The organism is Thermococcus profundus (assembly GCF_002214585.1).
In the GTDB taxonomy this organism is placed as follows: Archaea; Methanobacteriota_B; Thermococci; order Thermococcales; family Thermococcaceae; genus Thermococcus; species Thermococcus profundus.
The window spans coordinates 1,280,259-1,302,463 of record NZ_CP014862.1; the positions used below are offsets into that span (position 1 = coordinate 1,280,259).

At 52.8% G+C, this 22,205-nt stretch carries 28 protein-coding genes; 14 read left to right on the top strand and 14 right to left on the bottom strand.

What is annotated here, in order from left to right; all coding sequences use genetic code 11:
• Nucleotides 1–165 precede the first annotated feature (165 nt).
• On the bottom strand, nucleotides 166–840 hold the full coding sequence (locus A3L09_RS06895) for an adenylate kinase (protein ID WP_088858253.1): 675 nt from the start codon (nucleotides 838–840) through the stop codon (nucleotides 166–168).
• 57 nt (nucleotides 841–897) lie between these two features.
• On the opposite strand from A3L09_RS06895, the gene A3L09_RS06900 reads away from it, so the two are divergent.
• The 9 genes from A3L09_RS06900 (at nucleotide 898) to A3L09_RS06940 (ending at nucleotide 7,334) form a co-directional block, all read left to right on the top strand.
• Nucleotides 898–1,344 (top strand): single- stranded DNA-binding family protein, encoded by a 447-nt coding sequence (locus A3L09_RS06900; RefSeq protein ID WP_088858254.1) that lies wholly within the window; start codon nucleotides 898–900, stop codon nucleotides 1,342–1,344.
• Between the two features lie 197 nt (nucleotides 1,345–1,541).
• The gene (locus tag A3L09_RS06905; protein ID WP_088858255.1) at nucleotides 1,542–3,275 is read left to right on the top strand and encodes a carbon starvation CstA family protein; all 1,734 of its coding nucleotides are present in this window, start codon (nucleotides 1,542–1,544) and stop codon (nucleotides 3,273–3,275) included.
• Between the two features lie 38 nt (nucleotides 3,276–3,313).
• Nucleotides 3,314–3,601: a hypothetical protein gene (locus A3L09_RS06910; protein WP_198362259.1), complete on the top strand. Its 288-nt coding sequence runs from the start codon at nucleotides 3,314–3,316 to the stop codon at nucleotides 3,599–3,601.
• A gap of 10 nt (nucleotides 3,602–3,611) precedes the next feature.
• Nucleotides 3,612–3,893 (top strand): hypothetical protein, encoded by a 282-nt coding sequence (locus A3L09_RS06915; RefSeq protein ID WP_198362260.1) that lies wholly within the window; start codon nucleotides 3,612–3,614, stop codon nucleotides 3,891–3,893.
• Nucleotides 3,894–3,902: 9 nt separating this feature from the next.
• Complete coding sequence (locus A3L09_RS06920; protein ID WP_088858256.1) at nucleotides 3,903–4,895, top strand: ArsA family ATPase; 993 nt, start codon at nucleotides 3,903–3,905, stop codon at nucleotides 4,893–4,895.
• On the top strand, nucleotides 4,885–5,190 hold the full coding sequence (locus A3L09_RS06925) for an iron-sulfur cluster assembly protein (RefSeq protein WP_088858257.1): 306 nt from the start codon (nucleotides 4,885–4,887) through the stop codon (nucleotides 5,188–5,190). Before A3L09_RS06920 ends, A3L09_RS06925 begins: the two co-directional genes overlap by 11 nt.
• Nucleotides 5,191–5,192: 2 nt before the next feature.
• Entirely contained in the window at nucleotides 5,193–5,849 is a 657-nt protein-coding gene (locus A3L09_RS06930; protein WP_088859018.1) for a hypothetical protein, read from the top strand.
• A 59-nt stretch (nucleotides 5,850–5,908) separates the two neighbouring features.
• Nucleotides 5,909–6,691, top strand: coding sequence for an alpha/beta hydrolase (locus tag A3L09_RS06935; RefSeq protein ID WP_088858258.1), 783 nt, complete (start codon nucleotides 5,909–5,911; stop codon nucleotides 6,689–6,691).
• 55 nt (nucleotides 6,692–6,746) lie between these two features.
• Nucleotides 6,747–7,334, top strand: coding sequence for a hypothetical protein (locus A3L09_RS06940; RefSeq protein ID WP_157727212.1), 588 nt, complete (start codon nucleotides 6,747–6,749; stop codon nucleotides 7,332–7,334).
• Nucleotides 7,335–7,372: 38 nt separating this feature from the next.
• Here the strand turns inward: A3L09_RS06940 and A3L09_RS06945 are convergent, their stop codons facing one another.
• The 3 genes from A3L09_RS06945 to A3L09_RS06955 form a co-directional block, all read right to left on the bottom strand.
• A complete protein-coding gene (locus A3L09_RS06945; protein ID WP_088858260.1) occupies nucleotides 7,373–8,332 on the bottom strand; it encodes a hypothetical protein in 960 nt (319 codons plus the stop codon).
• Between the two features lie 10 nt (nucleotides 8,333–8,342).
• Nucleotides 8,343–10,400 (bottom strand): hypothetical protein, encoded by a 2,058-nt coding sequence (locus A3L09_RS06950; protein ID WP_088858261.1) that lies wholly within the window; start codon nucleotides 10,398–10,400, stop codon nucleotides 8,343–8,345.
• Between the two features lie 207 nt (nucleotides 10,401–10,607).
• Nucleotides 10,608–11,627: an adenylosuccinate synthetase gene (locus tag A3L09_RS06955; protein WP_088858262.1), complete on the bottom strand. Its 1,020-nt coding sequence runs from the start codon at nucleotides 11,625–11,627 to the stop codon at nucleotides 10,608–10,610.
• Nucleotides 11,628–11,783: 156 nt separating this feature from the next.
• Here A3L09_RS06955 and A3L09_RS06960 point away from each other — a divergent pair, with 156 nt between their 5' ends.
• Together A3L09_RS06960 and A3L09_RS06965 are read left to right on the top strand one after the other, a co-directional pair.
• Complete coding sequence (locus tag A3L09_RS06960; RefSeq protein ID WP_088858263.1) at nucleotides 11,784–12,047, top strand: hypothetical protein; 264 nt, start codon at nucleotides 11,784–11,786, stop codon at nucleotides 12,045–12,047.
• Between the two features lie 22 nt (nucleotides 12,048–12,069).
• Nucleotides 12,070–13,002: an SDR family oxidoreductase gene (locus tag A3L09_RS06965; RefSeq protein WP_088858264.1), complete on the top strand. Its 933-nt coding sequence runs from the start codon at nucleotides 12,070–12,072 to the stop codon at nucleotides 13,000–13,002.
• Nucleotides 13,003–13,012: 10 nt separating this feature from the next.
• Here the strand turns inward: A3L09_RS06965 and A3L09_RS06970 are convergent, their stop codons facing one another.
• On the bottom strand, nucleotides 13,013–14,656 hold the full coding sequence (locus A3L09_RS06970; protein ID WP_088858265.1) for a DUF2341 domain-containing protein: 1,644 nt from the start codon (nucleotides 14,654–14,656) through the stop codon (nucleotides 13,013–13,015).
• Between the two features lie 88 nt (nucleotides 14,657–14,744).
• Here A3L09_RS06970 and A3L09_RS06975 point away from each other — a divergent pair, with 88 nt between their 5' ends.
• Nucleotides 14,745–15,323 (top strand): CBS domain-containing protein, encoded by a 579-nt coding sequence (locus tag A3L09_RS06975; protein ID WP_088858266.1) that lies wholly within the window; start codon nucleotides 14,745–14,747, stop codon nucleotides 15,321–15,323.
• A 32-nt stretch (nucleotides 15,324–15,355) separates the two neighbouring features.
• Nucleotides 15,356–15,778 carry a prefoldin subunit alpha gene (gene pfdA / locus A3L09_RS06980; protein WP_088858267.1) on the top strand — a complete coding sequence of 141 codons (423 nt, stop codon included), beginning with the start codon at nucleotides 15,356–15,358 and terminating at the stop codon, nucleotides 15,776–15,778.
• Between the two features lie 115 nt (nucleotides 15,779–15,893).
• Here the strand turns inward: pfdA and A3L09_RS06985 are convergent, their stop codons facing one another.
• The gene (locus tag A3L09_RS06985) at nucleotides 15,894–16,982 is read right to left on the bottom strand and encodes a VIT1/CCC1 transporter family protein (protein WP_088858268.1); all 1,089 of its coding nucleotides are present in this window, start codon (nucleotides 16,980–16,982) and stop codon (nucleotides 15,894–15,896) included.
• A gap of 113 nt (nucleotides 16,983–17,095) precedes the next feature.
• Between A3L09_RS06985 and A3L09_RS06990 the strand changes: the two genes are divergently transcribed.
• Nucleotides 17,096–18,079, top strand: a complete 984-nt coding sequence (locus A3L09_RS06990) for a hypothetical protein (RefSeq protein WP_088858269.1) — start codon at nucleotides 17,096–17,098, stop codon at nucleotides 18,077–18,079.
• 23 nt (nucleotides 18,080–18,102) lie between these two features.
• Here A3L09_RS06990 and A3L09_RS06995 read toward each other — a convergent pair whose 3' ends face one another.
• From A3L09_RS06995 to A3L09_RS07030, 8 genes are all read right to left on the bottom strand, one after another.
• On the bottom strand, nucleotides 18,103–18,672 hold the full coding sequence (locus A3L09_RS06995; protein WP_088858270.1) for a hypothetical protein: 570 nt from the start codon (nucleotides 18,670–18,672) through the stop codon (nucleotides 18,103–18,105).
• Entirely contained in the window at nucleotides 18,672–19,304 is a 633-nt protein-coding gene (locus A3L09_RS07000; RefSeq protein WP_088858271.1) for a hypothetical protein, read from the bottom strand. Before A3L09_RS07000 ends, A3L09_RS06995 begins: the two co-directional genes overlap by 1 nt.
• On the bottom strand, nucleotides 19,297–19,899 hold the full coding sequence (locus A3L09_RS07005) for a hypothetical protein (RefSeq protein ID WP_088858272.1): 603 nt from the start codon (nucleotides 19,897–19,899) through the stop codon (nucleotides 19,297–19,299). The genes A3L09_RS07000 and A3L09_RS07005 overlap by 8 nt, the downstream gene beginning before the upstream one ends.
• A gap of 20 nt (nucleotides 19,900–19,919) precedes the next feature.
• Complete coding sequence (locus A3L09_RS07010) at nucleotides 19,920–20,615, bottom strand: RAD55 family ATPase (protein WP_088858273.1); 696 nt, start codon at nucleotides 20,613–20,615, stop codon at nucleotides 19,920–19,922.
• Nucleotides 20,616–20,737: 122 nt separating this feature from the next.
• Nucleotides 20,738–21,085 (bottom strand): class II SORL domain-containing protein, encoded by a 348-nt coding sequence (locus A3L09_RS07015; RefSeq protein WP_088858274.1) that lies wholly within the window; start codon nucleotides 21,083–21,085, stop codon nucleotides 20,738–20,740.
• Nucleotides 21,086–21,096: 11 nt separating this feature from the next.
• Complete coding sequence (gene rd, locus A3L09_RS07020; RefSeq protein WP_088858275.1) at nucleotides 21,097–21,258, bottom strand: rubredoxin; 162 nt, start codon at nucleotides 21,256–21,258, stop codon at nucleotides 21,097–21,099.
• 79 nt (nucleotides 21,259–21,337) lie between these two features.
• Nucleotides 21,338–21,853: a rubrerythrin family protein gene (locus A3L09_RS07025; RefSeq protein ID WP_088858276.1), complete on the bottom strand. Its 516-nt coding sequence runs from the start codon at nucleotides 21,851–21,853 to the stop codon at nucleotides 21,338–21,340.
• A 63-nt stretch (nucleotides 21,854–21,916) separates the two neighbouring features.
• A complete protein-coding gene (locus A3L09_RS07030; protein ID WP_088858277.1) occupies nucleotides 21,917–22,204 on the bottom strand; it encodes a hypothetical protein in 288 nt (95 codons plus the stop codon).
• Between the last annotated feature and the right edge of the window lies 1 nt (nucleotide 22,205).

The following is a 22,205-nucleotide window of genomic DNA, read 5'->3' on the forward strand; positions in this document are numbered from 1 at the left end:
ATCCCCAGATCAGCCCGATGAATGATCTGAAGGAGGAAAGAAAGTGTGCGTACTTTTCTGGGTGTTTCCACCCCTGACTTAAGCCACAGGATTAGGGTACTCTCCCGCACTGAGCCCCCTGTTCTTGGGAGGAACAGACAAATTTCGGCAACCGCCGCATCATCCTCACTCGTGCTCCTTCCTCTTCTCCTCGCGGGCGTGGATGTAGTCAAGGAGGGGCTGGATCCTCTTCCAGACCTCGGATATGGGACCGTCCCCATCGACCCGGACGTAGATGCCCTTGGCCCTGTAGAACTTTATTATGGGCTCCATGTTTCTGACGTAGATGTGATAGCGCTTCCTAACGACTTCCTCTCTATCGTCGGCCCTCTGAATTAGCTTTGAGCCGCAGACGTCGCAGATTCCTGGAACCTTCGGGGGGTTGTACTTAACGTGGTAAACCGCCCCACAGTTCGGGCATATCCTCCTGCCCGATATCCTCTCGACGCTTGTCTCCTCATCGATGAATATCTCCACTGCAAGATCCAGCCTTATTCCGTGATCGTAGAGGTAGTTCTCAAGGGCTATAACCTGCTCCGGAGTTCTCGGGTAGCCATCTAGTATGAAGCCCTCCCTCCTTCTGCGGAGTTTTGAGATTATCAGGGTGTTGACTATCGTGTCAGGTATGAGGTCTCCCCTGCTGAGATAAGCTTCCATCTCAACCCCAAGGGAACTCTTTCGCTCGATCTCCCTCCTTATCAGATCTCCGGAGGAAATGTAGGCAAGGCCGTATTCCTCGACTATCCTCCGCGAGTGAGTGCTCTTCCCGGAACCCGGGGGACCGAATATCAGTATGTTCATGGGGGATCACCAATAATCATTTATGCTCAAAAGCTGAATAACTTTTTGGTGATCCTCATGAAGCTGAGTACAGGCTATGTGAGGGCAAGTGGCTACGCGCATAAAGTACGGAGGGTGCTCTTCGCCCTGGTCCGGAGGAGGGTGGAGCCCAAAGAGGTAGTCAGGGCCGCAGGAGAGCTTAACCAGCGCATCTTCGACAGACTGGTTGAAATGAAGGTCGACAAGGCAGACGTCATCAGGGTGACGGTTCCGTTCTCAATAAGGGATGGACAAATAGTGTGGGACTACGAAAACCTTGAGATCGAGGTCTACAGGAGGGAGGAAGAGGAAAACCTGGCCAGGGCCATGGAAGAGGTCGAGGCACGCGAGAGGGAGCTCGAGGAGAGAATAAAGGAAGTCGAAGAAGTGGCTTTAAGGCTGAAAGAGCTCTCAGAAGAGCTTCTTGAAAGGATCGAGCGCCTTAAGGAGGAGCACACCTCACTAAAAATCAAGGCAGAGGAATGACGTTAATTGGAGGATGCCACTTTCAAAGAATGAAAAGGCAAAATGTCCCCACAGGGGTGTTATAACAAAAACACGGAACCACGTAGCTGGCTCTTCAACTTCCAGTTAAAAGCCGAAAGATTTTCAGTTTTTCGCCGAAAAGCATTTATATTTAAAAAGTGTACATTGAAGCGCAAAACTTAAATGGAGGTGCAAATATGAACTCTGCTGTAGTTATTCTGCTGGCCGCGACCATCTACGTGGCCATGTACTTCACCTACGGAAAGAGCCTTCAGAACAAAGTGGTACGTGCAGACCCCAACAGGCCCACACCGGCACACAGGCTCTACGATGGAGTGGACTACGTTCCAGCGCACCCGCTTGTCCTCTACGGACACCACTTCGCATCGATAGCAGGAGCAGGCCCAATCGTCGGCCCAGCAGTTGCAATGGCCTGGGGATGGCTCCCGGGACTGATCTGGGTCTGGTTCGGAAACGTCTTCATTGGTGCCGTCCATGACTATCTCGCACTGATGTCATCTGTCCGCTACGATGGTAAGTCCATCCAGTGGATTGCAGGAAAGCTCATGAGCAAGAGAACCGGTATAGCCTTCGAGCTCTACATCTGGTTCGCACTGCTCCTAGTTGTGGCGGCGTTCACAGCCGTTATCGCGGGTATCTTCACGAAGACCCCCGAGGCGGCGACCGCAGCACTGCTCTTCCTAGTCTCGGCCATGATAGTCGGTTGGCTCATGTACAAGACGAGCCTGCACTTCGCTGGAGCAACGGTTATAGGCCTAATCCTCGTGGCCATCTCAGTATGGCTAGGCTTCATGTTCCCGATACACGCGAGCTTCCACGCATGGGCAACGTTCCTGCTGTTCTACATCATAATTGCGGCATCGCTACCAGTGTGGATACTACTACAGCCCAGGGACTACCTCAACGCCTACATCCTGTGGTTCGGCCTCATACTCGGTGGACTGGCGTTCATCCTCGTCGGCAGTAAGGGAACCTTCACAGCCCCTGCATACACAACCTGGAGCGCTCACGTCGTCGGAGGCAAGCCCTCGCCGTTCTGGCCCACGATACCGCTCGTTATTGCCTGTGGTGCCCTCAGTGGATTCCACTCGATAGTCGGCTCTGGAACCTCGTCGAAGCAGCTCGACAACGAGATACACGGCCTCATGGTCGGCTACGGCGGAATGTTCACCGAGGGCTTCCTTTCAACAATTGTCATAGCCTCAATATCAGTCTATGGAATTAAGGTCTTCGCTGACGCTGGAATAACCATAAACGCCTCCAACTGGGCCGTCATCTACGCCCCCAAGGTGGCCAAGGTAGTCGGTAAGGTCGGCATCTTCGCCAAGAGTTACGCATATGGACTGCAGGACGCCTTTGGAATACCGTACAAGACAGGTGCAGTCTTTGCCAGCCTCTGGGTCTCGGCCTTCGCCTTGACGTCACTCGACACCGCCACCAGGCTTGGAAGGTTCGCCTGGCAGGAAGTCTTTGGAATGGTCGTTGACACCAGCCAGGGCTTCTGGAAGACCGTTACCAACAAGTGGGTCGCTTCAACTGTCATTGCAATACTCGGTGTCGCCCTTGCCTGGGGCAACCAGTGGCTCATCCTCTGGCCGGCATTCAGCGGTATGAACCAGATGCTCGCGAGCATTGCAATGATGACCGCCGCCCTCTGGGTTGCCAAAGTACAGAGAGCTGGTAAGTGGAGCTGGGCCGTTCTCATTCCAGCGCTCTTCCTGTGGATCACGGTAACGTTGGCGCTTGGATGGTTCCTCGTGGAAGTCGTACCGGGAATAAGCACACCGCTCACGAAGTACTCAGTGGGCCTGATAACCATCGTCGGCCTGCTCCTGAACTTCCTCCTGGCCTGGGACTTCTGGATCGCTTGGAAGAGGCCAGCAGAGGAGTACGAGGCCGCAAAGGCCTGAAGGCCCTTTCTCTTTTTACCACCTTTAGGGGCGATGGTATGAGAGAAGAAGTGAAGAAGGTTCTTTCAAAGCTCAAACTTCCGCTGACCTTCCTGTGGGAGTTCCACAGGGGCTTTGAACTTTACTACACGCAGGGGATCAAATGGGAGGAGGAAGAACTTGAGAACGTGTTCGCGCTCATCCTGTTTGGTGACTATATCGGCCTCCCCCATCCGCCAACGGAGCTTACCTACAGGCTGCTTCCCTACGTGATAAGGGAGCTGTACGTGATGGAGGAGAAGAGCACGAAGGAAGTCTCGATCAAAACCGGGTGGATAGGAGTGTGAGGGGATCGATATGCCGAAGAGGATACTTGAAGATATAAGGGCCTTCCTCAAGGGGTTTGGAAGCTCCTTCAAAGATCAGTCGACGGAGTACATAGAGTTCGAGGAGAGGGAGCTTGAGAACGTCTTTGCACTCGTGCTTATGGGCTCTTTCGTCGGCATTCCCAGCCCTCCAACGACCCTAGTTGTCAGGCTGATGCCCCACATGGTTAAGGAGATGCACGTTATGCAGCAGAGGGCCGTTAATATGGACGATATATTCGGCGAGATAGCCGGAATGTTCGACATAGATTGAGGTGATCGTATGAGGGAATTCCTGCTTCCGAAGGAAGGATTCAGGACGGTGTTCGTGATAGGGAAGGGGGGCGTTGGAAAAACGACGACCAGCGCCGCACTCTCGGTCGCCCTCGCGAAGAGGGGCTACAAAACACTGATAGTATCCCTCGATCCAGCGCACAACCTAGGCGACGTTTTTATGACAAAGCTCACTGACGAGCCCAAGAAGCTCGCAGAGAACCTCTACGCCAGCGAGCTGGACATGGAGAAGCTCATCAAGGGCTACCTCAAGCACCTTGAGGACAACCTCAAACATATGTACCGCTACCTGACCGTTATAAACCTGGAGAAGTACTTTGAGGTTCTCAGCTTCTCACCGGGAATAGAGGAGTATGCGACGCTTGAGGCGATAAGGAACATCCTGCTCAAAGGAGACGAATGGGACGTGATAATCTTTGACACCCCGCCGACTGGACTGACTCTGCGCGTTCTGGCACTTCCGCGCATTTCCCTCATATGGGCCGATAAGCTCATCGAAATCAGGAGAAAGATCCTCGAAAGGAGAAGAATGATAGCAAAGGTTCACGGCGATCAGAAGTTCGTGCTTGAGGGACAGGAGTTCACCCTCCCCAAGGACGAGGAGGAAGACCCCGTAATGAAGGAGCTGAGGAAGTACAGAAAAGAGGTAGAGTTCGTCGAGGACGTCCTAACCGATCCCGGAAGGACGAGCGTGATCGCGGTGATGAACCCGGAGATGCTGCCGCTGTACGAGACTAGAAGGGCTCACGAGAGCCTGAGGAAGTTCAAAGTGCCCTTCAACATGATAGTGATCAACAAGGTAATATCAGTTGAGCGGGAGATACCTGAGATAAAGGTCAAGCTCGAAGCCCAGGAGAGGGTTCTAAGGGAGATAATGGCAGAGTTCAAAGACGTTGAAATAGTAAAGGTGCCGATGTTCCCGGAGGAGCCCAGGGGCTTGGAGAGGCTGGAAAAGCTCGGAGGTATGGTGGTTGAGGGCTGAAGATATTTTGGAGCTCCTGAAGGGCGTGAAAAATCCTTTCACGAACATGGATATAGTAAGTGAAGGACTCGTCACGAAGATCGAAGTCGAGGAGGAGGAAGGGAAAGTCACCATATACGTTGCCTTTGCCAGGAACACGCCCCTTCACCCCTTTGCCATGGCCGTCAACTGGCCGATCCAGGCCAGGATAGTCCGGGACATGGTAAACGTTTTAGAGGATAGGCTGGGATACTTTGAGATAGTTGACGACACAACCCTGCAGAGGTATTACCCACTCGATGAAACGGAGGTATGATGATGGAACTGACGTCTACTCTAATTTGGGCTATAATGATTCTCGCGGCTGTGACATCGATACAGTTCTACAAAGGAAGAAAGTGGAACCTCCAGCTAATGCAGCACTACCTCCGCTCCGTGGAGGATGTAGTAAAACCCGAGGACAAAGACTACGTCTGGCTTGGTGGATACATCGGCTTTAGGGCAAACTACAAGATCAACAGGGACAACATAAGGAGGTTTGAGTACACCCTCACACTCCTCCCCAGGCACAGCATCCTCTACTTCCCGATCTCACTGGTTACTAGCAGACACGACAAGCTCTACGTTGTGGTGAGGCCATTCGCCCAGATAAAGCGCGAGGCACACCTCATACAGAAGGGTTACTACAGGCTCAAGCCGAACATTGAGAACGAGCCCCTGTTGCAGAGTGAGGAGATCGAGATAGCCGGCAGAAAGTACGAAGCTTTGTTCGAGAAGAGAAGGGACCTGGAGAACCTGAAGGCCCTCGTGGAGAGCATGCCTAGACCGCACAACATCAAGCACGTCGCGCTTACTCCAAAAACCAACGTCTTCTACGTCCAGATGAAGCCCGAACCTGACACCATAAAAGAAGACATCGAGAAAATCGTCCGCTTTGCCAACGAAAAGCTCAAGGAAAGCCCGTTCTCTTCTTAAGTTCTTAGCCCAAGAAAAACGTTAAATCTAATTTTCCCATTTTTACGGATGGTGAGTTTATGGAAATCTACAAGGCCAAATTTGGAACTCCCGAAAGGGGATGGGTCGTCCTCGTCCACGGCCTCGGGGAGCACAGCGGCAGGTATGGAAAGCTGATCTCAATGCTCAACGAAGCCGGCTTTGGGGTTTATACCTTCGACTGGCCAGGACACGGCAAAAGTCCGGGGAAAAGGGGCCACACAAGCGTCGAAGAAGCTATGGAAATAATTGATTCAATAATTGAAGAATTGAGTGAAAAGCCCTTCCTCTTTGGTCACAGTCTCGGAGGTCTAACCGTCATCCGCTACGCCGAGACGAGGCCGGACAAGATACGGGGCGTCGTTGCTTCATCTCCTGCACTCGCAAAAAGCCCCAAGACTCCGGGCTTCATGGTGGCCCTCGCTAAAGTCCTGGGGAGAATAACCCCCGGCCTCATCCTCTCCAACGGCATCGATCCCAATCTCCTCTCCAGAAACCCGGATGCAGTGAAGCACTACATCGAGGATCCCCTGGTCCACGACAGAATCTCTGCAAAGCTCGGCATGAGCATATTCAAAAACATGGAGAAGGCCCACAGAGAAGCAGGCAGGATTAGGGTTCCGGTGCTCCTCCTGGTGGGTACTGGCGACATCATAACGCCCCCAGAGGGCTCAAGGAAGCTCTTCGAAAAGCTCACTGTGAAGAATAAAGAGATCAGGGAGTTCAAGGGTGCCTATCACGAGGTATTCGAAGACCCTGAGTGGGGTGAGGAGTTCCACAGGACGATAGTGGAGTGGCTCGTGGGGCATTCGGAGAGGGCCTGAGATGAAAGTTAATAAGGAACGCCTTTTTCATGTTTCCACTTTTCTCCCCCTCCTGATGGTGCCGTGGCTTGGAACGACGTGGCTAATCTTCACGGTTTTGGGTACAGTTCACAAATTCAGGGAAAGAATATGGGCCCTCTATGAACGCCATGGAGGCAATTTCAAGACTTATCTGCTCGTTGGCATGGTATCCGCCTACCTGGTGGAAGTGCTCGCCGTAATCGACAACCTCACGCTTCCCCCGGAGGAGAGGATACTCCTCAACCCGGACCCGCTGGCCGACCTTTACCTCGCTTTTGCTTATTACCTGCCTTTTGTTCTGTACTGGGGATTAGCCGTGAGGGAATACGACTATTCCTGGAAGGATGTGTTCTGGATAGGAGGCGCCACAAGGATACTAATGGAGCAGACGGGAGCGGTCTTCCTCTCCTTCAACCCAGTGGCATGGCTCTACGTTCTCCTCGTTTACGGCTCTTACAAGGCCATTCCAGTACTCGCGGCAGGGGATTGTCTCAGAAAAAGGAGGAGAAAGCAGATTGGGACGGGGAAAAAGCTTGCCCTCGGTGCACTGATAGAGGCTCTGGCCTTCGTCTCAGCCGGAGGGCTGCTGTGGATCTTTCGGCGGATAGGAGGGCTGGGGTAAGCACCCCCATTAAAATCGAAACTTTAAGGCAAGGAGCGTCATTCAAAGCCCCAACCATCCCCACCACCTTTTTCCCTCTCCTCCTCTTTTTCCTCCTCCAGAACGACCTCGAAGGAGCCCTCCTCAGCGACGTCGGGGCGGAATGGGATGTCCAGGATCAGTCTAACCCCGTAGACCCCATGTCCCATGATGTACTGCCCCTCCCTCATAAGCCTCCTGAAGTCCTGGGGGGAGAAGCCGTCGTAGGCAACTATTAGGGTGTCCCCCTCCGGTAAAAGCTCCTTCGAGAAGTCGAAGGTTATTCCCTCTCCGATTTTGAAGCGGTTCCCCTGCCAAGCGGTGTGGAATATCTCAACCTTCGCTTTCCTCGCCTTTTGGAGGGTGGCGTATACGGTTCCGGACAGGGATTTGCCAGCTCCCCTGAGGGAGAGCTGGGCGGAGTCGTTTTCCGTGGCAACCTCTACTGTGCCGGAGGCGTTGACCGCCCCCTTTGAGGACATTTTGAGAAGCAGGATGTTCTTATACGGCTCACTCAGTATCCTCACAGCTGGAAACTCTATCAGGCCGCTGTCGTCCTGCTTCACTGTGGCGATGAAAGGACCTTCGGGGAGAGTTATTGTCGGTCCTTCCCCGATCTCGGCTCTCCTGAACGTGTGGGACGTGTAGTAGTGCCTGTTCTTCCCGCTACCTCTCCACTCCCCGGTGCAGGTGTAGGTTCCGACCTCGTAGCGAACGGGCTGGGGCAGGGTTACGGTCTCTCCTATGCTCGAGTCCCGCATGAAGGAAGAGACCCTGCTCCTGGCGTTCTTAAACCTGATCAGAAGAAGAACCGGAACTGCAAAGAATATCGCCATGAAAGTCAGAAATATCAGCTGGAAGTCCGCTCCTGCCATTTCTGTCAGCGGGAAGGCAAAAACGAAGAAGACAACGGCAATGGCTGTGAAAACGACCACTCCTCCGATCACGGTACTGGGGGGTTTGTACTCCAGAACCTTCATCCCAATCACCTCACGGCCGGTACCTGCTCTCCACCTGGGCCAGGCGGATCTTTGATGTTATTCCCCTCGGCACGAAGTCGTGTGAGATGACCTCCCCCGTGTGAGTGTTGAATTTGGCGAAGTAGGTTCCCCTCTCTCCGTAGCCTTTCACGCCGGCGATCCCTTCTTCAAGGTTGTGGAGAACCCACTCCACCTCGACTTCGTCCCCGTATTCTTCCTCCACAAGCTCCTTGAAGAGCTTGGCCAAAAAGCTCTCAAGATACTGGTTCTCAAAGGCCAGAACCTCGCCCGTGGTTCTGTGGACGACCATCCTGCCGAACCTCTTTGCCCCGCTGAACTCGACCTCCCAGTTCTCGCGGAGGGAGAGGCTCTCGACAACGGGGCCCTCATCGATTTCCGAGACTTTCCGGAGGGCGATCTCCTCAACGGCCTCCTTCTTCAAAAAGCGGTCGATCTCTTCTATCCTGCCGTCGGAAAAGACCCTGAGCTTAACGAGGTGCTTTTCCCCCTCCAGTGTGAGGTAGAAAGTTCCATCGCTCTCCTCGTCCAGTATGAGCTTAAAGCCATCATATCTGCTGAGGGCAATCCGTATAGCGGCTTCCCTGGTTATTTCGATCTCCTTCTCACCTATCTCACCGGTTTCCCCGTTGTACTCGGCCCTCACCGTAACACCTTTGCCTTCGAACACTGCCCGAACGTTTCTGTGCCAGAGCACTCCCTCCACCTTCAGGGAAAACTCCTCCGGTTTGAACGGCAGGTTATCGCCTTTCAGAATGCTTCCCAGTACTTGGAACGGGTGGATCAACCTCTTTACCTCACCGCTCTCCCCCGTCTCCGGGTCGATCCTCAGAACTACCAGGGCTTTTTCCGTGAGCACGTCCGCGATGACCGAGTCCCCCCGCTTCTCCACACCCACTATTCCCCCATCTGGATAGCGCTCGAGTATTATTGAGAGCATCGCCCCCTCGTTGAGCGCCTTTCTAAAGTGGCCTATCTCCCCGCTGTAGCGGTTTATCTCCCCCTCAAAGACGTACCTCTCCGTCCTCCCCCTCACCAAGAGAACCTTGCCCTTCCGGACTTTGCCGGTCAGGAATGGCTCCTCGCCTGTTTCTCTTTCCGCAACTGTGAGGACCTTTCTGATGAGCTCATCCTCCCTCAGGGGGCTCGCCCTGGCCTGGCCCATTCCGTTTTCAAGGTTGAACTTCACGGTCGCCCTGTTATCTCCAATTGAAAGCTCAAGAACCGCCTCCACCGGTAGGTACGCCCTCCTCCCTTCAACCGTCTTCAGGTCCAGAATCCCCGCTTTGGTGGCCTCCCTCACTAGCATCTCCTCTGGACTATCGATTCTATCAAACGAGAGCTCCGATGCCTGAACAGTCGCCACGTCCTCGAGGAGAACCCTCATCGCCAAACCCTTTAGTTTCCCTGAATCCGCATCAAGAACAACCCCCTCCTTCCGGATTAGGGCCCTTTTCGTGTTTCCCCCAGAGGCCCAGGTGAAGACATGGACTTCCCTGAGTTTCAATTTCAACTTTTCAGGCCGGATAAGCTCTGGATTAACCCCGTACCTATAGGAGAGCAGTTTTTTGGCCTCTTCAATGAGCTTCAACGGGGAAACAGGGTTGAGGAGCGGACCGTCGAGGACGAACTCCCTCAGGAAGTCCACCTCACCCTCCTGGGGAAGGAACTTCTCGAGAATGGTTCTGGGAGGCTTTATCTCGTACCGAGTGAAGGCATCGGCCAGCCACTCCAATGTCAGGATCTTCACCCCGTCCACAGTTCCCTCAATTCCGTCAAAGGGTATGATGACGGCGCTCTCCCCGCGATCCCCGAGGAGTTTTTTGAGTTTCTCTCCCTCGATAGTCCCCCTGCTGACGGCTATGATCATAGTCTCCTTCCGGGTGAATATGTTCTCCCTCTCCCCTATGACGATGGCAACCCTGGCTTCCCCAATCCTCTTGTACTCCCTTCCAACCTCTCGAAATCCAGCTTTTCTCAGGAGCTCTGACAGCCCCTCGACTATGAACTCCTCCGGGGCAACCCTGAGAACCGATGCGTCCCACTTCATTACAATCCCCCATAGCTCATGTGTCGCCGAGGGATAAATATCTTTCCACATTCGGAGGTATCAATTTGGAACGGAATGCTTTGATAAGAAGGTGCAATGAAACGAAAAGATGGAAATAAAGTGCGGATGTGACGTTCCCCCCTTTAGAGCCAGTCACGTGGAGTCCTCAAAGCAGAAATGAAAATGATGAGGTCTCCGGCTTCGGGGTCAGATGTTCTCCCTCAGGTCTATTATGTGCCCCATTTCCGGGCCGGTCTTTATGAGGCCAACGGGAACTCCAACTTTCTCTTCTATCTCCTCGATGAACTCCCTGGCCCTCTTCGGAAGTTTGTCGTAGTCGGTGACGCCAAAGGCCTCCCGATCGTACTTATCGAGCATGGTCACCGCGAGCATCGTGGCGCCGTTTAGTCTGGCAGAATAGCGGGCGAATTCAAAGTCGAACCAGCCAACTCTCCTCCTTCTTCCAGTGACGGTTCCGTACTCAACGAGGCCAAGCTTTTCAGCTTCTTCCTGGCTCATCTCCGTCGGGAACGGGCCGGCCCCGACCCTCGTTGGAAAGCTCTTGAACACAACGATAACGTCATCGACCCTCGTCGGCCCGATGCCAACGTCGCTTGCTATGGCCGAGGCGGTGGTGTCCTTGGAAGTCACGTAGGGGTAGGTTCCGTAGTAGAGGCTCAATCCAAAGCCCTGGGTTCCCTCAACGAGGACGAGCTTACCCTCGTCGAGGGCGTCGTTCACCTCGGCAGCGACGTCTGTTAGGTAGGGCTCAAGCTCCTTGACGTCCTTTGCGAGCTTCGCAGTCCTCATGACCCTGTCCGCGTTTGCAGGCCCGCAGCCGCTTCCCGTGGTTCCGATCTCCTCATGAAGGTGGTGGTTGCTCCTGTCAATCTGTTTGTGCTTTTCCTCAATTATCGCGCAGCGGTAATCTATCCCAACCCTCTCGGCAACGTTGAAGTCCTTCAGATGCTCAAGCTCATGGAAGAAGACCTCCGGGTCAACGAGGACGCCCGCACCAACGAGAAGCCGGGCTTTGGTCTGCATAAAGCCAGTCGGGAGCTGTCTCACTGCGTACTTCTTCCCGTTTATAAAAACACTGTGGCCGGCGTTCGTTCCAACGCCACCGCGCGCTATCACCTCAGGCCCGTCCTTCAGGGTAAGGTAGGCTATTATGGAACCCTTGCCCTCGTCTCCCCATTGACCACCAACAACGATGTAGCTCGGCATGGCTCCTTACCGGATTTTATGTTAATATGTTCCTTATAATCGTTTCGAAATTGACATCAAAATGTTCAATTCAAAACCTCACCTAGAGGTGCAACAACATCAAGATGAACGCGAAAAAGATAAAACTTTTCACGCCCAAATAACTTGGGGAAGGCCATGGTAGAAGTTGAACCTGTACTATCTGATAAGAGCATAGTCTTTAGAGACAAATCGAACGGAAATATAGTGCTCGAGCTGTCCCTTGAGGATCTGGCAGACATACTCGAGTTCAGGTACGCAATGCCATGGAACAAGAGCAAGGAGACGATGGAGAGGGCAGCGATTGTAATAGCCGACGTCCTGTACATGGTGGGGAACGTCGAAGGGGAGGTCGACAAGGATCTCCTGATAGACATGGTCAAAAAGAGGAAGTATTTTTAAGTAATCAGGAGCTATCTCGTTCATGCTGAGGGATAAACTCGTCGTTGTAACCGGGGGAGCCGGCTTCATAGGCTCTCACATAGCTTGGGAGCTCGTTAAGGACAACGAAGTGATAATCATAGACAACCTCTACACCGGAAAGGAGGAGAACGTCCCGCCCGGAGCGAAGCTCGTCAAAGCGGATATAAGGGATTACGAAACGATAGCTGAGCTTATAAGCAACGCGGACTACGTCTTCCACGAGGCGGCTCAGGTGAGCGTCGTCGAGAGCGTTAGAGACCCGGTTTTCACTGAGGAAGTCAACGTTCTGGGAACCCTCAACATTCTGAAGGCCCTTCTTGAGGGGCACGGAAAGCTGATATTCGCCTCTTCCGCCGCAGTCTACGGCGACAACCCGAACCTTCCGCTGAAGGAGACTGAGAGGCCGAGACCGCTCTCACCCTACGGAGTTACCAAGTGGGGGGCTGAAGAATACCTCCGCGTTTTCCACGAGCTCTACGGCCTTCCTGTCGTTGCGCTCCGCTACTTCAACGTCTTCGGGCCGAGGCAGGGTTTCAACCAGTACGCGGGGGTTATAAGCATCTTCATAAACCGCGCGCTGAAAGGGGAATCATTAGTCATCTTCGGCGACGGGAAGCAGACTAGGGACTTCATCTACGTCAAGGACGTGGTCAAGGCAAACCTACTCGTTGCCGAGAGCAGAAGAGCCAACGGAAAAGTCTTCAACGTTGCCACTGGAAAGCAGACGAGCATTCTTGAGCTGGCGACCAAGATAATCGAGATAACCGGCTCCAACGGATCAATAATCTTCGACAAGCCGAGGCCCGGCGACATAAAGCACAGCCTTGCAGACATTTCCGAGATTAAAAAGCTTGGGTTTGAGCCCGAGTGGGGTCTTGAGGAAGGCCTTAAAAGAACTGTAGAGTGGTATGCCAGCAACGCCGCTAGCGGATGATTCCCGGGGATTATTTTCCTCTCCTCTCCCCGTTTTCTGTTTGGGGTGTGGATTCGTGAAGTACCGCCCGAGGGGTTCCGGAAAGGGGCACCGCTAGAAGCCCCATTCCGTCCTCCTGAAGGGCATTGCTTGATCTCAGCGGAAGTGCTCGAGAGGCGGTTGAGAAGTCTGTGGCCGCGGCGGCAGGAGGTTGCGGGTAGAAAACGAGTTTGTAGTACCAATACCCCACGGATACAGAAGGCTCCGGATCGGCATAGTTCCGAACCACGACCCATCCGTAATAACTGGGCCCTCCGCTCCACTGGCCAAAACCTATCCTTCCATCCCCATCTACGTTCACAGTATAGGTTGAAATCTGCGTGTACGTGCTGATGTTACCCCAGTCTAAGCCGGATGTCTTTTGATAAAAACTAAGCCTGCCGTTGTACAGTGTCATGGAGATATAGCTTCCCGCCTGTAGTTGATAACTGTTGCTTGCAACAGAGGCACTCCAGTATCCGCTGGAATCTGGATCAGCAGGGATGACAAACCTAAGTGAGCCTTTGGCGTCTAGGCGTAAGCTTCCGAATATGTACGCGCCTCCAGCACCGTCCGCGTATGCAGTGTTGTCCGGGGCAATATACCCCATGAGGAAAGGTCCGAGGGAGTAATAGACGATGTTCCCATTATTGGGGGCATTATCAAACCTCCTCCCATCATCCGATCCCATGTAAGCAGCTATGTGGACCGCGTAATGCTGCCCGAAGCTTCTCCGTGTCCACAACCACTGTCCAGCGGAGAGCTGCAAAACCCCGCCGTTAACCGTTATCGGCGAGTTGCTCTCCCATGTTGAGGCGTTGAAAGCGTAGAAATCATCCACGAAGAGGAACGTTTTATATAAGTCGTGATAGCCCGCATACGGGTTAGGCCACACACCGTAGTTGAGGCAAACGACCTCCTTAGAATCTGCAGGGAGTTTCGGGAGCTTAACCCAGAGATAAGCGATCCTGGCGTTTGCATCAAGATACTGGACCCAGAAATAGAGGGGGCTGCCGTTTTCATCGGTGAAGTACAGATTGCTCGCGTTTATAACGTTCCAGTCAACTTTCCACAGCTCGGAATCGGTGTTGCCCGAGTCGTCCAGCGCAATCAGAACGCTGTAGTTGTAGAGGTCGTTCCCACTTCTCTCTGCTATGGTTATCGGGGTGCAGAACTTCGTAGTGTTGGCTATTCCCACCCCAATCTCCCTTACATTCACGGTTATGGTCCCGGAAGTCAGCGTCGTCTGATAATTTGGAGTTACGATCGTAACAACGGCCCTGACAACATCCGTCCTGGCGGCGTTGCTGGGGTTTTCAAGTGAATATCCAAGGACGCTTCCGGCCGGGAGATCACTTGAAAGTGTTATGGAATAGTTGTACGCAACGGTGTTATTGTTCGAGTCCTCGAGCGAAACATAGATCCGAGTCCCGGAGGGGAGATCCCGCGGAAAGACGAGTTCGCCCCCGCTGAGCCCCAGATTGAACCATATAGAACCGTCCAGGACCGGCGAAACCAGCCGCTGGGAACCCTCCCCAATCTCCTCTACACTGACGTTTATGGTGGGGACTGCTAACCCGACGACGGTAATGGATAGAACCAGCATTAGGAGGCCGGCTGATTTTAACGCCCTCATCTTCCACTGGTTCACCGCAGGACCTTAAAACCCTTCCCCAGCCTAAGCTTTATTAACCTTCAGCGGCCAGATATAACCGGTGGGCATTATGGTGCACATCCCACGTCCAATAGATCCAGCGATCATCAAGAGGATACGCAAGGAGCTTGGAATAACGCAGGAAGAGCTCGCTAGGAAGGCGGGGGTCACCCAGGCCTACGTGGCAAAGCTGGAGAGCGGAAAAGTGGATCCGAGGCTCTCAACCTTCAACAGGATCCTCCAGGCCCTTCTGGAGTGCAAGAAAGCCATTCCAAAAGCAAAGAACGTTATGTCGTCCCCGGTGATCTCCGTCAAGCCGTACGAGAAGGTCGAGAACGTCATCAGGCTCATGAACTCCCACAACATCTCTCAAATCCCCGTTATAAGCGGCACGAAAGTAGTCGGTTCTGTTACTGAGAAATCCCTCGTGAGGCGGAGCCTCGAGTACGAAGACATCTACGACAGAAAGGTTCTGGAGGTTATGGACGAACCCTTCCCTATAGTTACTGAGGAAGAGGACATTGAAGCCGTGAAATACCTTCTCGAGGAGCATCCCGCCGTTCTCGTCCAGGACAAGACCGGAAAAATAGTGGGCATCATAACGCGTGTGGACATATTCAAACAGAAGAGGGACAGGGAAAGCCTTTAAAGCCGCCCTTCCAATTCCCCCCGGTGATGAAAATGGCCGAAAACGTCGGAAAGAACGAGAAGCTTGAAAGACTAGCTTACGAGTACCAGCTCCTTCAGGCGCAGGCACAGCTCCTTAGCCAGAACTTGGAACTCCTCACACTGGCAAGAAACGAACTCACGGCCGTTAAGGAAACCCTTGAAGGTCTGAAGAACATGGAAGGCGAGAAGCTGGAGATCCTGGTGCCGATAGGCGGCGGCTCTTTCCTCAAGGGAATTATAGAGGACAAGGATAACGCCATCATCAGCATGGGAGCGGGCTACTCCGCTGAGAGGCCGCTTGATGAAGCCGTTGAACTCATAGAGAAGAGGATCAAGGAATACGATGACGCCATAGTTAAGACCCAAGAGGGACTCAAGAAGCTTGAAGCCCAGCTCCAGTCCCTAGCCAAGAAGGCGCAGGAACTCCAGGGATAACCACCCTTAAGATTTAATTTCTATCCTTTCGATCCCATCTCCGACTTCTCTTCTTCCTGCTTTAGGAGTATGAAGCCCCATGAATGGGGATTTATCCTAAAAATCCGAAAATGAATCAGAGGGCAGAGATGTGGAATAGGTTCTCCATCAGCCTGCCGAAGAGATAGCTCAGGAAGGCCGCCCCAAGGCCGGTCGTGACCATTTCCAAGACCTTCGTCCTTATTGAGATCCCAGAGAGCACCGATATAAGCGTCGCCACGATGGCCAGAGCCGTTCCCGCCAGGAGTACAGAGAAGGGAAGTGCCGCTAGGGATGATGACGCCAGGAAGTAGGGTAGCACGGGGAACGAAACGCCGAAGATGTACGCGAGGCCCGTGTAGAGGGCAGAGCGGACTTCGTTTTCCCCTTCCTCCTCCCCCACGAGGAGCTTCATGAGTGCCTCGTGGTTGGAGGCGAGCTTCTGGGCGACCTCCTCGGCTATCTCCTCAGGCATGCCGCTGTCCCTGAGCCTGTCTAGAAGTTCCTCCCTGGCCCTGTCGGGGGAAACCCTAAAGAGGACCTCCATACGTTTCCTAACGCTCTCGTTGACCTGCCTCTGGGAGCGCACAGAGATGAACGCCCCTATTGCCATCGAAAGGGCCCCCGCTACACCCACTATGAGGCCGCTTATCCCCACTATCCTGGGGGCGTTGACGTAAACCGCCGAGAGGCCGGTAACCGCTCCCAAAAGCTCAACTAGACCGTCGTTCATGCCGAGAACGAAGTCCCTTATGTTTTCAGTGTGGAACCGCTTCTTGGTCTCGGCAAAGAAGTGTTCGTGCTCTAGTTCATCAAGTATCACCGCGGAGAGGGCTTTTCGCTCCCCTTCCTCCAGCTCGAAGCTTGTGAGGAACTCAAAGTACTTCTCAACCGCTGAGTTCTCTCCCATTTCAAGGAGCGAGGCAACCGCCCCCGGCCCAAGGAGCTTTCTGAGGATCCTAACCGAGAGGAGCTTCAGCCTTCCAACTTTAACGCGGGGAACCTCAACACCCCGTTTGACCAAGAAATCGTGCCAGAACTTCGCGTGCTTTGATTCTATGTTTGAAAGCCTCAAAAACTCCCTCTTGAGGGTTTCATCCTTTTCTTCTCTGGCGAGCCTAGCGTAGAGAACAGAATCCTGATATTCGTCAGTATAGAACTTTCTGGCTAGTTTCGTTGCCTCCATGTTCTCACCCCATCATAATTGAACCGCCCTCAGAAAAAGTTTACCAACACCTTATACTGCCGACCGGAAGAAACGTTAAATACTGAAAGTTGCAACGAATTTCAGGTGGTACAATGGGACACAGAAAGAACGCACTCCTCGCTGGGGAGAGGGAATTTCTCCTGATCGGTGCGGGACTGGTGGCTCTAAGCGCGTATTTTGGGCCCGCTGGGCTTCTCGCTTTTGGAATCGGCATTATCCTCTACACCTGGGGCCTCTACCTCTGGAGCGTCGACATTGACTCCCGGCCGCTGATCCTCTTCATCGCAGAGGCCGGACTAATGACCGCTGGAATTCTCGCCATAAATTGGTGGATTCATCGTACAGCCCTCTCACCCACGTGGGGATTTGGCAGAATGGTTTTCACGCTCCTAGCGGGTTATCCGTTCTTCGTTGCCGCCGCGGTTCTCTACAGGATCAGAATGGGTATTTTTGCTGGGGAAACGGAAGAGCTTGGTTTTAACCTCGCGGGGAACGTCGTTCTCATCGGCGCACTTTTATTTCCCCTGCTCATCGGAGTACCGCTCTTCACCCTCGGCAGATTCATCGAGATGTTCTACCTCTGGAAGATGCCCCTCATCGGGAGCAGGGTCGACTACCTACCTTTCGCAGCAATCAAGAAGATCGGCGGGATAGCGCTTTCAGCACTGCTGATAGGGGGACTCGCCTATTATGCGGTCACACCAGATTACGATTTCTCCATTGTAAATGAGGCAGAGAAAATAGCGCTGTATGGGAAAGCCAAGGGCTCCCTCCTCGATCTAACTCTCCTCTATGCTCCAAGAACCTGCGGGAGTAACTACAAGGTGACTAAAGAGGGCATTGTAATGACATACTCCGCCCATACATGCGAGGTCGAAGTTTATGTTGATGGAAATAAATTGAATACCGGGACATATGAGGCCATGGAAGCCAGCGGTGCCCTTGAGAATCTGTTTGGAACACCAGGGGTGGGTATTGTAAGAATAACGTTTCAGGCTCCGGGAAACGCCAGCACCGTCGTCGTTTCGTTTGAAGGAGAGGAAAACGTGACTTTCCAGCTCCCACTAAAGCGCTAGTTCTGTCGTGTATAACTGAAAGCTCAGGAACTCTCTCCTTTAACACTCATCACGTTTTCCACTATCGTCAATATCAGGAGGACGAGCGTTCCTGTGTACAGGAAAGCAGAGAGCATCCTGAAGCCCAGAAAGAGTGAGAGTGCTGATACGAAGGCCATCACCCCCGCGGTGAGGAGTGGGAACCTGATCTCCGTCCCAAAGATCATCTCCATTGAGCTGAACCTCATCGCCGCTGTCCCAAGGATTATCAAAAGACCAGCTTCAAAGTAGAGGGAGCTTCCGGTAACTGCTACTGTTAGGAGGACGAGAAGGGTAATCAACCCGAAGAGCCAGTACATTGCTTTCTTGCCCGTATTTGTTGAGACAAAGCGCTCTATCTGAATTCCTGCCATCAGAATGATAGTAAACTCCAGAAGGGATATCCAGGAATAGTCAACTCCCCCCACCTCCAGAAGTGAAGTGATGAGAAGAAGGGCACCTACACCCAGCGCCCATGGGGAGCGGTACATGATCGGGTTCCTCCTTGAAAGGAATCCCACAATGGCGAAAACCGCGAGTATGAAATCCGGTATCCCCATGATCACGCACTCCATCACAACCACCTTGAGGCCCTTTCATAGACAACCATGGCCGAGTACAGGAGGAGCACTGAGGAAGTGAACATGACCATGAGTGCAGTATAGAATAGGCAAATACCGTTCCGGGTTAGCTGGTATGACCTCAACCACGCAAACAAGACCACGAGCCACGATGCTATGCGCAGGTTTCTTTTTTCAAAGTGCGTGAGCATCTCCACCGAGAGAAACCACCATAGTGCCAGCAGCATTATTGACTCAAAAAATGCTATGAACACTAATAATCCCAATTCCGAGGTCTGTCCTGCGTACAGTGAGACAACAAGGACCGGAAGGAACACTGCCGCGATCTGGAGGAGGAGCTCTTTTTTGATTCGGAATGCCCTGAACGTCACTATAGAAAGAACGTAGAGGAGCACCCCCACCAGAGCGCCGGCCTGAAAAACGTACCCCGGGACGGGGGGAGAGAAAATGACTCTCCAGAGAACCAGCGAGGCTCCGGTAATAAAAATTCCCAGGATATTGATTTTAAATGCCCCTTTACATCCTTCCACACAGTTTCCCAGCTTCCTTAGAGTGAGGGAGAGGTAACCGAACGCCACCAGCGTCGTTAGTATCACCAGCAGGTAAACGAGGGGCTCCTCATCCAAGGGCCTCACCCACGATAACCTTTCCGTCCCTGAATTCAATCCTGTAGAACCCGCTTACCCCTGAGGGGGACTTCTTCACCCGTATTCCCCAGACTATCGTAAACCCGGAGATTGTCTCCGATATTTCGAGGACGTGGGTGGCGCTGGCCTCAAAGCCCGCTATCTCCCTCTCCTTGAGGAACCTCTTGTCTAAGATTGCCAGGAGTATGAAACGACGTTCGAGTGCTATCTTCGTGAGTTGGGCGAAGAACTTCTGAACTACTTCGACTGGATGGAAAAGGAAGAGAGGCTGGAAGAAGAACACGCCTATGTAACTCTCCTTTGCCAAGTTTCTTATCAGGTCCGTTGTCTCAAAGAGGTTTTGCGGGCTTACCTCCTCCCCGAGGGTAATGAACCTTGCCTTCGTTATTCTTCTCTTCTCAAGCAGAAAGTGCTTGATCTGGGATGTTGCGAATATTATCGCCCTCTCCTCGTTGCCCTTGAGGAAGTTAAAAAAGATGTCCACTCCAAGGTCTCCCACCGTAAGCATAAGCAGTGTGCTCCCTGGTTCAATATCCCCAAGGAGCTCATCGAGCTTTGGAACCCCAAGCTTCATCTCCCTACCGTCCAGAAACTTTAAAATATAGACTCACGGGAGTAAACTACTATGCCCCTGTCGGTTATCTTGTACGGTCTTGTCTCCTCGTCAAAGGAGCTTCCCCTGAACTTCCTGATCTTAATGCCCCTGAGGGGCTTTCCACGTCCTTCGATTACATTCATCTCTATAACGCCGCTCACCAGGTACTCCTCAACGTCGCTTTCGGCAAGCTCCGAGGTGAAGATGACCGTCGCTCCGTGGCTGGCCACCACCTTTAAAAACGACATGAAGGTTCTTCTATACTCAAGTTCGTCCTTAATCGTGAGCTTGAGCATTGTTATGGGGTCTATGACCACTCTTGAGTATTTCTCTGCCTTGAGCTCTTGGATTATTGCTCTCGTGAGCTTCTCAAAGCTGACCGCAAAGTCTTCGTAGAAAACGTCTGCAAAAATGCTCCTCTTTTCCCCAACCGGTGTCGCATCTACGAGCTTTATATTCGGATTCTCAAGGTCAAAGCCAAAGTTTCTCATGTCCTCTTTGAGAGAAGAGACCGGCTCTTCAAGGCTGACATACAAGCATTTCTCCCCCTTTTTAACGCCATCCATAAGAAAGTGCATAGCAAGGGTCGTCTTTCCTGCTCCAGGTCCACCTTTCACGAGATACGCCCTACCGGGGATGAGGCCGCCGTTGAGCATTTCGTCGAGGCCTTCAATCCCCGTGGAAATTCTTGACATACTCCATCACCAGGAGTAACTTCTTGTCAAATCCTAATAAATCTTGCTGTATATGATCAAGAATCTAACCCCCCTGCAAAAACATTGAAATACAGCAGAAAAGGAAATGGATACAAGGTAGATTACTCGAGCGCAACCTCGTTCTCCCAGAGGCCGTGAATGTTGCAGTAGCTGAGTGCGTAGAGCTTACCCTTCTTCTGAGTCCTGAAGAAGAAGACCGCCCTCGGCTCGGTGAGCGGGTCGCTGTGGTTGCTGAACTCGACCTTCCCAACGAGTATCGGGAAGGCCCCATCCTCGGGCTGGAACCAGAGCTGTATCCAGGCTATGTGGTGCTCCGGGGTGTTCGGGTGCGGTATCTCCTTTCCAACGGAGACCTCGACCTTGACGAGGTCGCCCTCCTTCTCGTACTCTATAACGGGGACGTGCTTCTCCCCCTTCCAGTCTCCACTCTTTATGGTTTCGCTAAGCATTTTCCACCACCTCACTCAATTTTTTCAAACATGTCCTTGGGAGCGCCGCAGAGCGGGCAGACCCAGTCGTCCGGAAGGTCTTCGAACTTGGTTCCGGGGGCGATTCCGCTGTCCTCGTCCCCCTCATCCTCATCATAGATGTATCCACAAACTAAGCACTTCCACTTCGCCATTTCTTTCACCATCCTAATGTTGTTAGGTCGTCCTTATAAGGTTTGCGCCTCAAACCTGAGAAGTAGAAGAAAGAAAGGATCACTCAAACACCACGAACTTGTCCCTCGGTGCCCCGCAGACCGGGCAGTACTCGGGCGCCTCATCCACAGCCGTGTAGCCGCAGACGGGGCAGATGTACACCCTCTCTATCTCTATGTCCTTTCCGCCCTCCGCGGTTTCCTTGGCTTTCTTGTAGAGCTCGGCGTGTATCTTCTCAGCTTCGAGGGCATAGCGGGTTGTCCTAACCGCGTCCTTCTCACCCTGGAAGTCGGCGGCGTTGTTGTAAACCGGGTACATTTCCTCGACCTCGAATGTCTCACCGTCTATCCCCGCCTGCAGATTCTCAGGAGTCTTTCCAAGCTTGCCGAGGGCTATGAAGTGATTCTTGGCGTGAACGAACTCGGCATGGGCTATAGCCCTAAAGAGCTTGGCTATGTTTGGATAGCCCTCCTTCTCAGCCTTCTCGGCGAAGATGAGGTACTTCATGTGAGCCATACTCTCCCCGGCAAAGGCCTCCTCCAGAAACTTCCTTGTCATTGCCCTTTTGACTGTCATCTACACCACCTTGAAAATCATCAACCTTATTTGTCCGTTGATGTATAAAAATGTTTCCTGAACCTAAGGTTTGCCTTTATCCCTGCCGAGAAGTTTGTACTTCACAACGTAGCGGCCGTGTTCGAACTCATCCTCCTCCGCTTCAAGAACTTCGACGGGCTCAATCCTAAGTCCAAAGTCCATCGCATCCCACTTGATATCCTCAAAGTAATCGTAGAGGCCGCAGGTGGCACAGAAGGATCCCTCAAATTCCAGGATGATCTCGTCACCGGTTATTTCTCGTATCCTTGCAACGGCCTCACTGCCGTGAAGTTTATTGAATTCATTAATTACACGATTGAGTTCTTCCATA

Excerpts from the sequence above, each read along its gene's own strand:
- A3L09_RS06895 (WP_088858253.1), bottom strand. The coding sequence starts at position 840 with ATGAACATACTGATATTCGGTCCCCCGGGTTCCGGGAAGAGCACTCAC.
- A3L09_RS06900 (WP_088858254.1), top strand. The coding sequence starts at position 898 with ATGAAGCTGAGTACAGGCTATGTGAGGGCAAGTGGCTACGCGCATAAA.
- A3L09_RS06905 (WP_088858255.1), top strand. The coding sequence starts at position 1,542 with ATGAACTCTGCTGTAGTTATTCTGCTGGCCGCGACCATCTACGTGGCC.
- A3L09_RS06910 (WP_198362259.1), top strand. The coding sequence starts at position 3,314 with ATGAGAGAAGAAGTGAAGAAGGTTCTTTCAAAGCTCAAACTTCCGCTG.
- A3L09_RS06915 (WP_198362260.1), top strand. The coding sequence starts at position 3,612 with ATGCCGAAGAGGATACTTGAAGATATAAGGGCCTTCCTCAAGGGGTTT.
- A3L09_RS06920 (WP_088858256.1), top strand. The coding sequence starts at position 3,903 with ATGAGGGAATTCCTGCTTCCGAAGGAAGGATTCAGGACGGTGTTCGTG.
- A3L09_RS06930 (WP_088859018.1), top strand. The coding sequence starts at position 5,193 with ATGGAACTGACGTCTACTCTAATTTGGGCTATAATGATTCTCGCGGCT.
- A3L09_RS06935 (WP_088858258.1), top strand. The coding sequence starts at position 5,909 with ATGGAAATCTACAAGGCCAAATTTGGAACTCCCGAAAGGGGATGGGTC.
- A3L09_RS06940 (WP_157727212.1), top strand. The coding sequence starts at position 6,747 with ATGGTGCCGTGGCTTGGAACGACGTGGCTAATCTTCACGGTTTTGGGT.
- A3L09_RS06945 (WP_088858260.1), bottom strand. The coding sequence starts at position 8,332 with ATGAAGGTTCTGGAGTACAAACCCCCCAGTACCGTGATCGGAGGAGTG.
- A3L09_RS06950 (WP_088858261.1), bottom strand. The coding sequence starts at position 10,400 with ATGAAGTGGGACGCATCGGTTCTCAGGGTTGCCCCGGAGGAGTTCATA.
- A3L09_RS06955 (WP_088858262.1), bottom strand. The coding sequence starts at position 11,627 with ATGCCGAGCTACATCGTTGTTGGTGGTCAATGGGGAGACGAGGGCAAG.
- A3L09_RS06960 (WP_088858263.1), top strand. The coding sequence starts at position 11,784 with ATGGTAGAAGTTGAACCTGTACTATCTGATAAGAGCATAGTCTTTAGA.
- A3L09_RS06965 (WP_088858264.1), top strand. The coding sequence starts at position 12,070 with ATGCTGAGGGATAAACTCGTCGTTGTAACCGGGGGAGCCGGCTTCATA.
- A3L09_RS06970 (WP_088858265.1), bottom strand. The coding sequence starts at position 14,656 with ATGAGGGCGTTAAAATCAGCCGGCCTCCTAATGCTGGTTCTATCCATT.
- A3L09_RS06975 (WP_088858266.1), top strand. The coding sequence starts at position 14,745 with ATGGTGCACATCCCACGTCCAATAGATCCAGCGATCATCAAGAGGATA.
- pfdA (WP_088858267.1), top strand. The coding sequence starts at position 15,356 with ATGGCCGAAAACGTCGGAAAGAACGAGAAGCTTGAAAGACTAGCTTAC.
- A3L09_RS06985 (WP_088858268.1), bottom strand. The coding sequence starts at position 16,982 with ATGGAGGCAACGAAACTAGCCAGAAAGTTCTATACTGACGAATATCAG.
- A3L09_RS06990 (WP_088858269.1), top strand. The coding sequence starts at position 17,096 with ATGGGACACAGAAAGAACGCACTCCTCGCTGGGGAGAGGGAATTTCTC.
- A3L09_RS06995 (WP_088858270.1), bottom strand. The coding sequence starts at position 18,672 with ATGGAGTGCGTGATCATGGGGATACCGGATTTCATACTCGCGGTTTTC.
- A3L09_RS07005 (WP_088858272.1), bottom strand. The coding sequence starts at position 19,899 with ATGAAGCTTGGGGTTCCAAAGCTCGATGAGCTCCTTGGGGATATTGAA.
- A3L09_RS07010 (WP_088858273.1), bottom strand. The coding sequence starts at position 20,615 with ATGTCAAGAATTTCCACGGGGATTGAAGGCCTCGACGAAATGCTCAAC.
- A3L09_RS07015 (WP_088858274.1), bottom strand. The coding sequence starts at position 21,085 with ATGCTTAGCGAAACCATAAAGAGTGGAGACTGGAAGGGGGAGAAGCAC.
- rd (WP_088858275.1), bottom strand. The coding sequence starts at position 21,258 with ATGGCGAAGTGGAAGTGCTTAGTTTGTGGATACATCTATGATGAGGAT.
- A3L09_RS07025 (WP_088858276.1), bottom strand. The coding sequence starts at position 21,853 with ATGACAGTCAAAAGGGCAATGACAAGGAAGTTTCTGGAGGAGGCCTTT.
- A3L09_RS07030 (WP_088858277.1), bottom strand. The coding sequence starts at position 22,204 with ATGGAAGAACTCAATCGTGTAATTAATGAATTCAATAAACTTCACGGC.